This window comes from Microbacterium aureliae (assembly GCF_054780155.1).
Map to the genome: position 1 here is coordinate 670,706 of NZ_BAAGWW010000002.1, position 13,426 is coordinate 684,131.

Here is a 13,426-nt window from a genome sequence, read left to right on the forward strand (position 1 = left end):
CCCGAAGACTAGAACGTACCTACGACACTCAGCTCGCGACGGACGCCGACATGCGCCGCCGGTCCGCCGCGTCGACGGCCAGCAGGATCGCCTGCAGCTCTTCGTCGCTGGCCCCCGCGTCCTGCCGCAGGAACAGCGCGCGCTTGAAGTCCGCCCGCGCGAGGTCGTAGTCGCCGGCGCTGTAGAAGGACTTGCCGCGGTGCTGGTAGGCGAAGGCCGCGATGCCGGACCATCCCTGGCCCTCCGCCTCTTGCGCGCACGTCGACAGCTCCTGCTCGGCGGCGGCGTAGGCGCCCTTCCAGTACAGCACCGAGGCGTGCAGGATGCGGGCGCGCAGCAGGTCGCGGCGCGTACCCGCCATGCGGGCCACGCGCACCGACTGCTCGGACAGCACGAGCGATTCGTCGAGGCGGTCCAGCACCTTCAGCAGCCACACGCGCTCCAGCAGGGCGGGAAGGCTCCGCTGCGGGCCGATCTCGTCGAGCCGCTCCAGGCACCGGGCGGGATCGACCTTCTCGCGCAGGGTGTCGGGGTCGTACCCGAGGATGTAGCTCAAGATGTCTCCTTCCGCCGCGCGCCGGCGCCTCGCGTTCCAGTGTGCAACGCCCTCGCGCGGCGGCCGGTGCGGCTCGCCGCGCTTCAGCGTTCGAAGACGGATGCCGCGGGCTTCGGCGACGCGGTCGCGTCGGCATCTGTGGCGATCCCCGCGCCGCGCGCGAAGTCGTCGAGCTCGGCGCCGTGAGCCACTTTGGCGGGGTGGGGGCCGGCGGCCATGAGCCGCGGCAGCCACGCGACGGGGAGCGGTGCGGGCGAGGCCGCCACGACGAGGTTGCCGAACCGCCGGCCCTTGAGGGTCTGCACCTCGGCGAGCACCAGGACGTGCTCGAGCACCGAGCGCACGGTCGCGACCTGCCGGCGGGCGAAGGCGAGGCCCGCGCCGTCGGCGACGTTCACCAGCAGCACGCCCTCGGGCGCGAGCAGGCCCGCGGCCTGGGCGTAGAACTCCCGCGTGGTCAGGTGGGCGGGCGTCTGGGCCCCCGAGAAGACGTCCGACACCAGCAGGTCGACGCTGCCGACCAGGCCCGCCGGCAGGCGCCCGGCGACGTCGCGCGCGTCGCCGATCCGCACGCGGATCGATGCGCCCCGGGGGAGCGGCAGGTGCGCGCGCACGAGCTCCACCAGGGCGGGCTCGATCTCGACCACCTGCTGGCGCGAGCCCGGCCGGGTCGCCTCGACGTACCGCGGCAGGGTGAGCGCGCCGGCCCCCAGGTGCACCGCGGTGAGGGGCTGCCCCGGCATCCGGAGCAGGTCGATGACGGCGCCCATGCGGGCGATGTATTCGAAGTGCAGGTGGGTTGGGTCGGCCAGATCGACGTGCGACTGCGGGGTGCCGTCTACGACGAGCTCCCACCCGCCCGCGTACGCCGACGGGGCGATCCGCGCGAGGCTGCCGTCGGACAGGCGCGCGGACGCGCCGGGATCCTCCACCCTTGCGCGCGCCACGGGTCCAGCGTAGTGCCGCCGCGCCGGCCGGTTCAGGCGCCCATGACGGTTCTGCTTCGTCTTCGCGCCGTCCCTTGCGCAATCTGATGATCGTGGAGCGATCCAACACGCCGAAACACAATCGAAACCATTGTGTGATGTTCCCGGCGGCATCCCGCAGGTAGCGTCGGGGGATCACTCCCCAGGGCGATGGCGCCACCATGCCGTCGCCGGACTCACATGGAAGGTGCACCCCACATGCTCCACTCCTCCACACGGCGATGGGCCGCCGGCGCAGCCGCGCTGGCCATCGGCGCCATGGTCCTCACCGCCTGCGCCAGCGAGCGCGGGCAGGACGACGGCGGCGGCGCGGACGCCGACGTTGACGGCACGTTCGTTTTCGGCGCGGCCTCCGATCCGGCCACCCTCGACCCCGCTTTCGCCCAGGACGGCGAGACGTTCCGCGTCGCCCGCCAGATCTTCGAGGGCCTCGTCGGCACCGAGCCCGGCACCGCCGACCCGGCGCCGCTGCTGGCGGAGTCGTGGGAGTCCGCCGAGGACGGCATGAGCCACACGTTCCAGCTGAAGGAGGGCGTGACCTTCCACGACGGCACCGACTTCAACGCCGAGGCGGTGTGCGCGAACTTCGACCGCTGGTACAACTGGACGGGGCTGGCCGCCAGCGAGGCGCTGTCGTACTACTACGGCAAGCTCTTCCGCGGCTACGTCGAGAACCCCGACGACGCCGTCTACAAGTCCTGCACGCCCGACGGCGACTACACGGTGACCATCGAGCTCAACCAGCCGTTCGCCGGGTTCATCCCCGCCATGTCGCTGCCGGCGTTCTCGATGCAGAGCCCCGCCGCGCTGGAGGAGTACGACGCCGACGGCATCGGCGGCTCGGCCGACGCGCCCTCGCTGTCGGAGTACGGCCAGGGCCACCCCACCGGCACCGGCCCGTTCCAGTTCGAATCCTGGTCGCCGGGCGAGAACGTCACCCTGACCTCGTACGACGACTACTGGGGCGAGCCCGGCCAGATCGACGAGATCATCTTCCGGATCATCGACGAGCCGACCGCTCGCCGGCAGGCCCTGGAGTCCGGCTCGATCGACGGCTACGACCTGGTGAGCCCGGCCGACACCGGCGCGCTCGAAGAGGCCGGCTTCACGATGGTCTCGCGCCCGCCCTTCACGATCCTCTACCTCGCCTTCAACCAGGCCGTCGAGGAGCTGAAGGACCCGCTCGTGCGCGAGGCGCTGTCCTACGCGATCGACAAGGACGCCCTCATCACGCAGGTCCTCCCCGAGGGCACCGAGAAGGCCTCGCAGTTCGTGCCGCCGGGGACCAACGGGTTCAACCCCGACGTCACCACGTACGAGTACGACCCCGACAAGGCGCGCGAGCTCCTCGCCGAGGCCGGCTACGACGAGTCCAACCCGCTGCAGCTGGACTTCAACTACCCCGTCAACATCTCGCGGCCCTACATGCCGACGCCCGAAGAGACCTTCACGGTCCTCTCGTCGCAGCTGAGCGAGGTCGGCGTGGAGATCACCCCGATCACGGATGCCTGGAACCCCGACTACCTCGACAAGATCACGGGCACCACGGATCACGGCATCCACCTGCTCGGCTGGACGGGTGACTACAACGACACCGACAACTTCCTCGGGGTGTTCTTCGGCGGACCGTCGGCGGAGTGGGGCTTCGACAACCCCGAGCTGTTCGCGGCCCTGCAAGAGGCGCGCGGGATCGCCGACGCCGACGAGCAGGCGGCGCTCTACGAGGAGATCAACCAGATGGTCGCCGAGTACATCCCCGGCGTGCCGCTGGCCCACCCGGCCCCGACGCTGGCGTTCTCGCCCCGCGTCGAGAGCTACCCGGCGAGCCCCGTCAACGACGAGGTGTTCAGCGAGATCGTGCTGACGGAGTAATCCGACGCGCTGTCCGGCGCGGCGCGGGCGGACCCTCCGGTCCGTCCGCGCCGCGCACCGCCTCGACCTGGAAAGACCCCAGTGCTGCGCACGATCGGCAACCGGCTCCTGCTGCTCATCCCCACCCTCTTCGGGCTCAGCATCCTGCTGTTCCTGTGGGTGCGCGCCCTTCCCGGGGGGCCCGCCGTGGCCCTGCTCGGCGAGCGCGCCACCCCCGAGGCCGTCGAGCGGGTCAACGAGCTCTACGGCTTCAACCGTCCCGTCCTCGAGCAGTACCTCACGTGGATGGGGCGCCTGCTCGTCGGCGACTTCGGCTCGTCCATCGAGACGGGCCGCAGCGTCACCGAGGAGTTCTGGCGGCGCTTCCCCGCCACCATCGAGCTGTCGCTCGCGGCGCTCATCATCGCCGTCGGCATCGGCATCCCGCTCGGCTACTGGGCCGCGCGCCGCCACGGCCGCATCGCCGACCACACCGCGGTCGTGCTGAGCCTGGTCGGCATCACGATCCCGGTGTTCTTCCTGGCGTTCCTGCTGAAATACGTCTTCGCGGTGCAGCTGGGATGGCTTCCCAGCGACGGCCGGCAGAACCCCCGCATCGACGCGACCCATCCGACCGGCTTCTACGTGCTGGACGGCATCCTGACCGGCGAATTCGACGCAGCCTGGGATGCCGTCGTGCACCTGGTGCTGCCGGCGATCGCCCTCGGCACGATTCCGCTGGCGATCATCGTGCGCATCACGCGCGCGTCGGTGCTCGAGGTGCAGAACTCCGACTACGTCCGCACCGGGCGGGCCAAAGGCATCTCCAGCGGAACCCTCCGCAGCCGCTTCATCCTGCGAAACGCCATGCTGCCCGTGGTGACCACCGTCGGCCTGCAGGTCGGCCTGCTGCTGGCGGGGGCGATCCTCACCGAGACGGTGTTCGCCTTCCCCGGGATCGGATCGTTCATGGCCCGGGCGATCAGCGCGCGGGACTTCCCCGTCCTGCAGGGATTCATCATCTTCATCGCGATCATCTACGCCGTCATCAACCTGATCGTCGACGTCTCGTACAGCTTCATCGACCCGAGAGTGAGGGTGTCATGAGCTCAAATGCCCTGCCCCCCGCTCCCGGCGGCAGCCCCGCCGGCGAGAGCGCCGTCGACGAGAGCCTGCTGCAGGGCGCACGCACCCGCGGCGGCTTCTGGCACGATGTGCTGCGGCGCCTGCGCCGGAACCCCGTCGCGTGGGCGGGCGCGGTCATCGTGTTCGCGTTCGTCGTCGTCGCCCTGCTCGCCCCGCTGCTCGCGCCCTACCCCGAGACGGCGCTGCCGGGCGCGCGCTTCATCACCCCGACCAGCATCCCCGGGCCGGGAGAGATCGCCGAGTTCCCGCTGGGGCTGGACCGCTTCGGCGGCGACGTGTACTCCAAGCTCATCTGGGGCGCACGGGCGTCCCTGCTGATCGGCGTCATCTCCACGCTCTTCGGCCTGGCCGGCGGCATGCTGCTCGGCCTCATCGCCGGCATGTTCGGCGGATGGGTCGACACCGTCGTGATGCGCATCGTCGACATCCTGCTGTCGGTGCCGAACCTGCTGCTGGCGGTCTCGATCGCGGCGATCCTCGGCCAGACGCCGCTGGCGGTGATGATCGCGATCGGAGCCTCGCAGGTGCCGATCTTCGCGCGCCTGCTGCGGGCGTCGATGCTGCAGCAGCGCTCGAGCGACTACGTGCTGTCAGCGCAGACCCTCGGCCTCGGCCGCGGCACCATCACGATGAGCCACGTGCTGCCCAACAGCGTCGGCCCCGTCATCGTGCAGGGCACCCTGACCCTCGCGACCGCCGTCATCGACGCCGCCGCGCTGTCGTACCTGGGCCTCGGCGGCGGCCGCCCCGAGACCGCCGAGTGGGGCCGTATGCTCACCTACGCGCAGAACGAGCTCGCGATCGCTCCGTGGCTGGCGTTCCTGCCGGGCCTGTGCATCATGATCACGGCGCTCGGCTTCACCCTCTTCGGCGAGGCGCTGCGCGAGGCGATGGACCCGCGCACCCGCAAGCGCTGACCGGATGCCGGTGGTCCCGGCATCCGGCTCGCGCGGTCAGACGGCGATGTCGAGCTCGTTGCCGGGGATCGCGGCGAGCAGGCGGCGGGTGTACGGGTCCCGCGGGTTGGTGAAGATCTCTTCGCTCGAGGCGGCCTCGACGAGGGCGCCGTCCTTCATGACGCACACGTAGTCGCTGATGAGGCGGACGACGGCGAGGTCGTGCGAGATGAAGAGGTAGCTCAGGCCGTATTCGCGCTGCAGGTCTCCGAGCAGGCGCAGGATCTGGTCCTGCACGAGCACGTCGAGGGCCGACACCGGCTCGTCGCACACGATGAGCTCCGGCTCGAGTGCGAGCGCGCGGGCGATCGCGACGCGCTGGCGCTGACCGCCGGACAGCTCCGACGGATAGCGCCGCAGCATCGCCTCGGGCAGGGCGACGTCGTCGAGGAGCTTGCGCACGCGCGCGGCGCGCTCCTTCGCCGAGCCGCGCTTGTAGAAGTCCAGCGGCTCCGAGATGATCCGCTCGATCGTGAACATCGGGTTCAGCGACGAATACGGGTCCTGGAAGATCGGCTGCACCTTCTGGCGGAACTCCCGCAGCGCCCGGCCCTTGAGCGAGGCGACGTCCTGGCCGTCGAAGGTCATGGTGCCGCTCGTGGGCTCGACGACCTTCAGCAGCATGCGCGCCGTGGTGGTCTTGCCCGAGCCGGACTCACCCACGATCGCCACGGTGCGCCCGCGGGGGATCGCGAACGAGACGTCCGTGACGGCGACGAAGTCCTCTTTCTGCCCTCGCACGGGGTACACCTTCGTCAGCCCCTCGACCTCGACGATGTGGTCGGCGGTCGCCGCGCCGGTTCCGGATGCCGGTGCCGGCGTGACGGCGGGTGCGGCATCCGCGCCCCCGAGGGGGAACACCTCGGGTCGCAGCCGGACGGCCGCGACCGAGGGGGCGGCCTTCACGAGCGCCTGGGTGTAGGGCTGCTGCGGGTCTTCGAGGATCTGCCGGGCGGGTCCCTGCTCGACGATGCGCCCGCGATGCATGACGACCACGCGCGAGGCGCGCTCGGCGGCGAGGCCCAGGTCGTGGGTGATGAGCATGACGGCGGTGCCGAGCTCGTCCGTCATGCGCTGCAGCTGGTCGAGGATCGTCTTCTGGACGGTGACGTCCAGGGCGCTGGTCGGCTCGTCCGCGATCAGCAGCCGCGGGCGGCAGGCCAGCCCGATCGCGATGAGGGCGCGCTGGCGCATGCCGCCCGAGAACTCGTGCGGGTACTGCTTGGCGCGCTCGGCCGCGTTCGGCAGCCCCGCGGCCTCGAGGGTCTCGACGACGCGACGGTCGACGTCCTTCTTCGTCGCCGCGCCGTGCGCGAGCAGCGCCTCGGCGACCTGCGTCCCGATCCGCGTGACCGGGTTGAGGTTCGACATGGGGTCCTGGGGGACGAGGCCGATCGATCCGCCGCGGATGCTGCGCATCACCGATTCGGGCGCGCCGACGAGGTCCTCGCCCTCGAACCGGATGCTGCCGTGGGTGACCCGGCCGTTGCCGGGAAGGAGCCCGATGACCGCCATCGCCGTGGTGGACTTGCCCGACCCCGACTCGCCGACGATGGCGAGCGTCTCGCCCGCGGCGAGGTCGAGATCGACGGCCTCGACGGCGCGCACGGGCCCGTCGACGGTCTGGAACTGGACGGCGACGTCGCGCACCTGCAGGAGGGGTGATCCCGCGGCGGCGCGTTCGGTGAATCGGGGCATTGCACCATCCTGCCTGGCGGGCCGACCAAGGGCTAGCGTGAAACGGTGAGCGCGATCGACCTCAACGCCGACCTCGGCGAGACCGTCGGCGGCATCCCGACCGCCGACGACGAGGCGATGTTCGCGCTGGTCACGAGCGCCAGCATCGCGTGCGGCGGGCACGCCGGCGATGCGGCGTCGGTGGCCGAAGCCGTCGAGCGCGCGCGGCGCCACGGCGTCGTCATCGGCGCGCACCCCTCTTATCCGGACCCCGCGGGCTTCGGCCGGACGGTCATGGCGCTGGCGGCGGACGAGCTGCGCGCGACTCTCGACGAGCAGCTGACCCGGCTGCGGCGCGCGGGCGCAGACATCCGCTACGTCAAGCCGCACGGCGCCCTGTACAACCGCATCGTGTCGGATGCCGGTGACGCCGCCGTGGTCGCCGACGCGGTGGCGTACCTGTCGGCGGCGCTCGGTCGCGCCCTGCCGGTGCTGGGGCTCGGCGGGGCGATCGCGCGCGCCGCCCGGGAGCGCGACCTGCCGTTCGTGCAGGAGGCGTTCCTGGACCGCGGGTACCGCGCGGACGGCACGCTCGTGCCGCGCGGGGAGCCGGGCGCGCTGCTCGAGGACGCCGGCGAGGTCGCGGAGCGCGCGGTGCTGTTGGCCCGCGAGCGCGTCGTCGCCTCGGTCGACGGCGCACGGGTCGAGGTCGAGGCGGCGTCGCTGTGCGTCCACGGCGACACCCCTGCCGCGGTGGCCATGGCGCGCGCGGTCCGGGTGGCGCTCGAGGACGCCGGTGTCGAGGTGCGGGCGCCGTGGTGACCACGCGCATCCTGCCGATGGGGGAGCGCGCTCTCCTGGCCGAGGTCGACGGCCTGGCCGAAGTCCTCGCGCTCCACGCCGCGCTGGCGGCATCCCGCCCCGAGGGCGTCGTCGACCTGGTGCCCGCCGCGCGCACCGTGCTGGTGACCCTCGACCCGGCGCGGCTGACGCTCGCCGCGGCTCGCGCCTGGATCCGTGGGGCGGCCGCCGGCGGCGGCGTGGACCGTCCGGCCGCCGGGCGGACCGTGGACCTGCCCATCCGGTACGACGGGCCGGACCTCGCCGACACGGCGCACCTGCTCGGAATCGACGTCGACGCGCTGGTCCGGCACCACTCGGCGGCCCGGTGGCGTGTGGCCTTCACCGGCTTCGCCCCCGGCTTCGGCTATCTCGTGAGCGAGGACTGGCCGTTCGAGGTGCCGCGGCTCGACGCTCCGCGCACGCGCGTCCCGGCGGGGTCGGTGGGGCTGGCGGCGGGCTTCACCGGCGCCTACCCGCGCGAGACCCCGGGGGGCTGGCGCCTGATCGGCACCGCCGTCGCGGCGCTGTTCGATCCGGATGCCGACAGCCCGGCGCTCCTGGCACCGGGAGCGGTCGTCCGGTTCGAGGCGGTGGCCGGGCGATCGGTCTCGGCCGCGGCGGGCGGGCCGGTCGAGCCGGTGCCCGAGCGGGACGCGCCCGCCGGGGCGCCGGGACGACCGGCGGCGTTCGCGACAGGCTCGGTGCTGCGGGTCGTCGAGCCGGGCCTGCTCGCGACGGTCCAGGATCTGGGGAGGCCCGGCGCGGCCGCGCTCGGCGTCGCCCGCTCCGGCGCGCTCGACCGCCGCGCCCTGCGGACGGCGAACCGTCTCGTGGGCAACCGCGAGGATGCAGCGGCGATCGAGGTGACGATGGGCGGCTTCCGCGCGGTGGCGACGGCCGACACGTGGGTCGCCGTGACGGGGGCCTGGGGCCCGTTGCGGCTCGGCGGTGCGGAGGTGGACCCGTATGCCGCGCACCCGTGGTGCGCGGGGACCGAGCTGTCGGTCGGGTGGTTCGCGCACGGTGCACGGGCGGTCGTCGCGGTGCGGGGCGGCATCCGGGCGCGGCCGGTGCTCGGGTCGGCCTCCACCGACCTGCTCGCCGGGCTCGGCCCCGCCCCGCTCGCCGCCGGCGACGTCCTGGACCTCGGCCGGCACGTGGCCGGCGACGTTCCCGCCGCCCAGATCGCCCCGTGGAGCGGACCCGTCGACGACGAGATCGAGGTCGAGCTCGGCCCCGGTCCGCGCGCGGACTGGTTCGCGGCATCCGCCCTCGAGGGGCTGTTCGACTCGGTGTGGACGGTGTCCTCGCGGGCCGACCGCGTCGGCATCCGCCTCGAAGGACCCGAGCTCGAACGCACGCGTACGGGGGAGCTGCCGAGCGAGGGAATGGTGCCCGGCGCGCTGCAGGTGCCGCCGAGCGGCCGGCCCACCGTGCTGATGGCCGACGGCCCGGTCACCGGCGGCTACCCCGTCATCGCGGTGGCGACCGAGGCGGCGCAGAGTGCCCTCGCCCAGGCCCGCCCGGGCACGCGCGTCCGCTTCCGGCACGCGCGCAGCGCGATCTGAGCGGCCGCCTCACCAGCGGGCCATGCGCTCCCGCACCTGCTCCCAGGCTTCGGCCGGCAGGGCAAGCTCCACGGCTTCGGCGACGCTCAGCTCCGCCCCGGCGCGCTCGCCGGTCGCGACGGCCTCGGCATCGCGCGCCCGCAGGATCTCGAGGTGCGGGGTGTGGACCGTGAAGGCCTCGACGTCGAAGACGCCGACGCGGTGACGGATGACGCCGGCGGCCACCGCGAGCGCCGCGGCGCGCCAGGCCTCGCCGCGCGCGGCAGCCACCGCGCACACCCCCTCGAGGCCGTACGCGACGCCCTCGTCGTAGTGCAGCCGGATCGACAGCAGCAGGGTCTCGACGAACTCGCGCTCGGCGGCGTCGACTTCTCCGCGCACGAAGTTGAGCCGTGCACGCAGGTTGCCGGCCACCGACGTCGTGAAGAGGTCCTCGCCGTCGACGGCCACCTCGGTCGCGTGGTCGAAGTGCGCCAGCGCGGTGGCGGTGTCGCCGCGCAGCCACGCCAGGCGACCGAGCGAGACCTCGGTGATCGCCTCGGCCCATCCGTTGCCGAACTCGCGCAGCTTGCCCACGGCCTCGCGAAGCTCGCCGTCGGCCTTGTCGATGTCGACGTCGGCGAGCTGCACGCGGGAGGTCGCCCGGGCCGCGAGCGCCATCGCGGCGGCGTCCTCGTCGCCCGACTCGGTGAACAGCCGCACGCACTCGCCGAATCCGGCGACCATCTGCTCGCTGGGGCGCTGCCACATCTCGCCCCACAGCACGTAGAACCACGCCACCGCGCGCGTGTGCTGCGAGATCGGCGGCTCCTGCTTCTCGAGCAGCTCCAGCATCCACAGCCTCACCTCGGCGAAGAATCCCGAGATCCACCAGTAGATGAGCAGGCTCCACGCGAAGTCGCCTGCGTCGTCCAGGCGGTCGGTGTAGATGAGGTGGCGCACCGCCGCGCGCAGGTTCGACAGCTCAAGCCCCAGCCGGCCCACCGCCTCGATCTGGCCGCGACCGCGCAGGCCCGGCGCGGTGCGCGCCACGAGGTCGACGTAATAATCGGCATGCGCCGCGCGCATCGTGTCGGCTTCGCCGCGCTCCTCGAGCGCGCCGATGGCGTACTCCCGCACGATGGCCAGCAGCGAGAAGATCGCGCGGCCCTCGATGTCGGTCTGGCTCACCAGCGAGCCGTCGATCAGGGCCTCCAGCAGATCGACCGCGTCGTCCTGCCAGACCCGGCCGCGGCCGATCGCCTCGACGGCATCCAGCGTGAACCGGGTGGCGAAGACGCCGAGATCTTCCAGCATGGCCCGCTGCGGGGCGGGCAGCAGGCCTACGCTCCATTCGATCGCGGCCCGCATGGTGCGATGGCGCTCGGGCAGGTCGCGCGCGGCGGCCGTCAGCAGCGGCAGGCTGCGCTGCAGCCGGTCGGCGATGTCCCGCGGGGTCAGCGCGCGCATCTTCGCCGCCGCCAGTTCGATCGCCAGCGGCAGCCCCTCGAGGCGGCGGCAGATGTCGGCGACGTCGGCGGCGTTGTCGCCGGTGATGTCGAAGCCGGGCTTGACGGCGCGGGCTCGGTCGACGAAGAGGGACACCGCCGACGAGCGCGTCGCGGGGTCGGTGCTGGCGGGAAGGCTGTCCACGGGCGTGGACAGCGCTTTGACCTCGTAGACCTGCTCGCCGCGGATCCGCAGGACGATGCGGCTGGTGACCAGGAACGTCGCGGTGGGCGCGGCGTTGTAGAGGCGCACCAATATCGGGGCGGCGTCGACGATCTGCTCGAAGTTGTCCAGCACCAGCAGCACGCGCCTGCCCTCGAGCGCGCGCGAGACGCGCTCCTCGAGGGCGGCTTCGCCGTTGTCCCGGATGCCGAGGCTGTAGGCGATGGTCGGCAGCAGCAGTCCCGCCTCGAGGACGCCCTCCAGCGGGACGAACGACGTGCCGTCGGGGAAGAGGTCGGTCGTGGCCAGTGCCACCTCGATCGCCAGGCGGCTCTTGCCGATGCCTCCGGGGCCGATCAGGCTGATCACCCGGGACGATCCGGCCGCCAGCAGATCCCGGATCGCGACGATGTCCGCCTCGCGCCCGATCGTGGTGGTGTAGGGCGTCGGCAGGCGCGTGGCCAGCGCCGCGGCGTCGGCGGGGTCGGCGGATGCGGCATCCATGGGCGTGCGCGATTCGTCGAACCGCTCCGCGAGCAGCGTCGCCAGGTCGCCGGCGACCTGCTCCTCGAGCCGGTCGGCGTCGTGGAAGGGGAGGTAGGCGACGGTGTCGTCGTCGCGGATGCGGGCGATGAGCTCCTCGAGGCGATCGTCACGGGTGTCGACGGCCTTGATGTAGATGAGCTTCGGCATGTCGCGCGGCGCGAGGTTGTACTCGTCCTCGAGGCCCGACACCTCCTCATCCGGGGCCACCCAGCCGTAGCTGGCGGCGTAGATGCCGACGAACACGTCGCTCTGCGCGAGGTAGGAGCGGTACAGCTCGCGGGGCGGATGCGGTCTCGCGCCGAGCTCGAACATCACCGGCGCCAGGCGCAGCCGCTCGATGGCGGCGCGCGCGGCGCGCCGCTCCTGCTCGAGCTCGCGCAGCGTCGAACTCACGAACACCCGGATCCGCTGGTCTGGCGTGCGGATGACGGGCTGATGACCCCCAGCCATGGGGACATTGTGGCGCAAGAGGCGGGAGCGGTTCCAGAGGCAGTTCGCCCGCGCGGCAAACCCTCTACCGGACACCCCCGGGCGGGAGTACTGTGCGGCCTGGCGGCACAGGAGCCGCACGGCCGAGGGGACACTGGGGCCGCCCTCGGCGGAGGAGGTGTCGATATGGACAGGCGTGCGGTGATCACCGGCGTCCTGGCGCTGGGCCTGGTGTTCGGCAGCGGATCGGCGGCGTTCGCCGGCGAGACGCGCGGCAACGGCGAGCCCAACGACAATCAGGGCAAGGCCCACTCGGAGTGCCATTACTCCGGCCTCGACGTCGCAGACGCGATCGAGGGCAATCCGCCGGCCTTCAACGACGACGCGTCGTCGAAGCGGGGCAACCAGGCCCCCGGCGGCAAGGATCGCTACCACGGTGTGCAGAACTGGGGGGCCTACGTGGTCTACGGATCGAGCGACTTCCTCACGAGCATCGGGCTGCACCCCGGCCAGGCGTGCCGCGGCAACGCGACGCATTGAGAGGAGAATCGAGCGCCAGACCACGGCCCGCCTTCTCGCCGAGAGGGCGGGCCGTTCGTGAGCGGACGTACCTGCATCTCGGACCAATGGCTCGAGCACGCGGCGAACAGTGCCTGCTCATCGGGGAAGTGCCGGTACAGCGTCGACCGCCGGACGCCGGCATGCTCGGCCACCGCGCTCATCGACGTCCGCGACGGGCCGAGGCTCCCGTGCAGCGCCACCGCGCTTTCGGTGATTGATCGTCCGGCCCACCGACCGCGCGGCCGGATTCCTCGGCAGCATCGGAGTGCGGTTCATGCTCGATGGTCCCGAAGCCGGCGAGCGTTTCGCGCTCGTCGAACACCTCATGTCGTCCCGGGCGCTCGCCGCCCCGCTGCACCGGCATACCAAAGAGGACGAATACAGCTTCATCCTCGAGGGCCGCGGCGGATGCCGAAGAGCTGGCGCTCGCAGAACGCTACGGACTCGAGATGGTGCCGGATTCGGTGCCCGAGTTGATGCGCCGGTTCGGTGTGGTCGCCGGCGAGGACCTTTACGGTCCGGGCTGGGCCGCCTCGCGCTGAGCATGGAACGGCGCGTTTATACCGCAGCATCCGGATCTTTTCAAGAATCCAAGTGGACACGGCGCGTCCCGCGACGTATAGTTGGTAGTTGCGCTCTGGATTCCCCCTGCCCTCA

At 72.2% G+C, this 13,426-nt stretch carries 11 protein-coding genes; 6 read left to right on the forward strand and 5 right to left on the reverse strand.

Annotation, left to right across the window (positions count from 1 at the left end):
• Positions 1-28: 28 nt before the first annotated feature.
• Together ACYVF4_RS09265 and ACYVF4_RS09270 are read right to left on the reverse strand one after the other, a co-directional pair.
• Positions 29-556 (reverse strand): hypothetical protein, encoded by a 528-nt coding sequence (locus tag ACYVF4_RS09265; protein WP_460721968.1) that lies wholly within the window; start codon positions 554-556, stop codon positions 29-31.
• Between the two features lie 83 nt (positions 557-639).
• On the reverse strand, positions 640-1,503 hold the full coding sequence (locus ACYVF4_RS09270; RefSeq protein ID WP_460721970.1) for a spermidine synthase: 864 nt from the start codon (positions 1,501-1,503) through the stop codon (positions 640-642).
• Between the two features lie 237 nt (positions 1,504-1,740).
• Between ACYVF4_RS09270 and ACYVF4_RS09275 the strand changes: the two genes are divergently transcribed.
• From ACYVF4_RS09275 to ACYVF4_RS09285, 3 genes are all read left to right on the forward strand, one after another.
• Positions 1,741-3,414 (forward strand): ABC transporter substrate-binding protein, encoded by a 1,674-nt coding sequence (locus tag ACYVF4_RS09275; protein ID WP_460721972.1) that lies wholly within the window; start codon positions 1,741-1,743, stop codon positions 3,412-3,414.
• Positions 3,415-3,495: 81 nt separating this feature from the next.
• Positions 3,496-4,500, forward strand: a complete 1,005-nt coding sequence (locus ACYVF4_RS09280) for an ABC transporter permease (protein ID WP_460721974.1) — start codon at positions 3,496-3,498, stop codon at positions 4,498-4,500.
• Entirely contained in the window at positions 4,497-5,456 is a 960-nt protein-coding gene (locus ACYVF4_RS09285) for an ABC transporter permease (protein ID WP_460721976.1), read from the forward strand. Before ACYVF4_RS09280 ends, ACYVF4_RS09285 begins: the two co-directional genes overlap by 4 nt.
• Before the next feature lie 36 nt (positions 5,457-5,492).
• Here ACYVF4_RS09285 and ACYVF4_RS09290 read toward each other — a convergent pair whose 3' ends face one another.
• Positions 5,493-7,193 carry an ABC transporter ATP-binding protein gene (locus tag ACYVF4_RS09290; RefSeq protein WP_460721979.1) on the reverse strand — a complete coding sequence of 567 codons (1,701 nt, stop codon included), beginning with the start codon at positions 7,191-7,193 and terminating at the stop codon, positions 5,493-5,495.
• A 45-nt stretch (positions 7,194-7,238) separates the two neighbouring features.
• Here ACYVF4_RS09290 and ACYVF4_RS09295 point away from each other — a divergent pair, with 45 nt between their 5' ends.
• Entirely contained in the window at positions 7,239-7,994 is a 756-nt protein-coding gene (locus tag ACYVF4_RS09295) for a 5-oxoprolinase subunit PxpA (RefSeq protein WP_460721981.1), read from the forward strand.
• Complete coding sequence (locus ACYVF4_RS09300; protein ID WP_460721983.1) at positions 7,988-9,583, forward strand: 5-oxoprolinase subunit B/C family protein; 1,596 nt, start codon at positions 7,988-7,990, stop codon at positions 9,581-9,583. Before ACYVF4_RS09295 ends, ACYVF4_RS09300 begins: the two co-directional genes overlap by 7 nt.
• A 9-nt stretch (positions 9,584-9,592) precedes the next feature.
• Here ACYVF4_RS09300 and ACYVF4_RS09305 read toward each other — a convergent pair whose 3' ends face one another.
• Positions 9,593-12,229 carry a DUF4062 domain-containing protein gene (locus ACYVF4_RS09305; protein ID WP_460721985.1) on the reverse strand — a complete coding sequence of 879 codons (2,637 nt, stop codon included), beginning with the start codon at positions 12,227-12,229 and terminating at the stop codon, positions 9,593-9,595.
• A 165-nt stretch (positions 12,230-12,394) separates the two neighbouring features.
• Here ACYVF4_RS09305 and ACYVF4_RS09310 point away from each other — a divergent pair, with 165 nt between their 5' ends.
• Positions 12,395-12,748, forward strand: coding sequence for a hypothetical protein (locus tag ACYVF4_RS09310; protein WP_460721987.1), 354 nt, complete (start codon positions 12,395-12,397; stop codon positions 12,746-12,748).
• Here ACYVF4_RS09310 and ACYVF4_RS09315 read toward each other — a convergent pair.
• Positions 12,673-13,017 (reverse strand): helix-turn-helix domain-containing protein, encoded by a 345-nt coding sequence (locus ACYVF4_RS09315; RefSeq protein ID WP_460723105.1) that lies wholly within the window; start codon positions 13,015-13,017, stop codon positions 12,673-12,675. The two genes, ACYVF4_RS09310 and ACYVF4_RS09315, sit on opposite strands and share 76 nt — an antisense overlap.
• Between the last annotated feature and the right edge of the window lie 409 nt (positions 13,018-13,426).

Excerpts from the sequence above, each read along its gene's own strand:
- ACYVF4_RS09275 (WP_460721972.1), top strand. The coding sequence starts at position 1,741 with ATGCTCCACTCCTCCACACGGCGATGGGCCGCCGGCGCAGCCGCGCTG.
- ACYVF4_RS09285 (WP_460721976.1), top strand. The coding sequence starts at position 4,497 with ATGAGCTCAAATGCCCTGCCCCCCGCTCCCGGCGGCAGCCCCGCCGGC.
- ACYVF4_RS09290 (WP_460721979.1), bottom strand. The coding sequence starts at position 7,193 with ATGCCCCGATTCACCGAACGCGCCGCCGCGGGATCACCCCTCCTGCAG.
- ACYVF4_RS09305 (WP_460721985.1), bottom strand. The coding sequence starts at position 12,229 with ATGGCTGGGGGTCATCAGCCCGTCATCCGCACGCCAGACCAGCGGATC.
- ACYVF4_RS09310 (WP_460721987.1), top strand. The coding sequence starts at position 12,395 with ATGGACAGGCGTGCGGTGATCACCGGCGTCCTGGCGCTGGGCCTGGTG.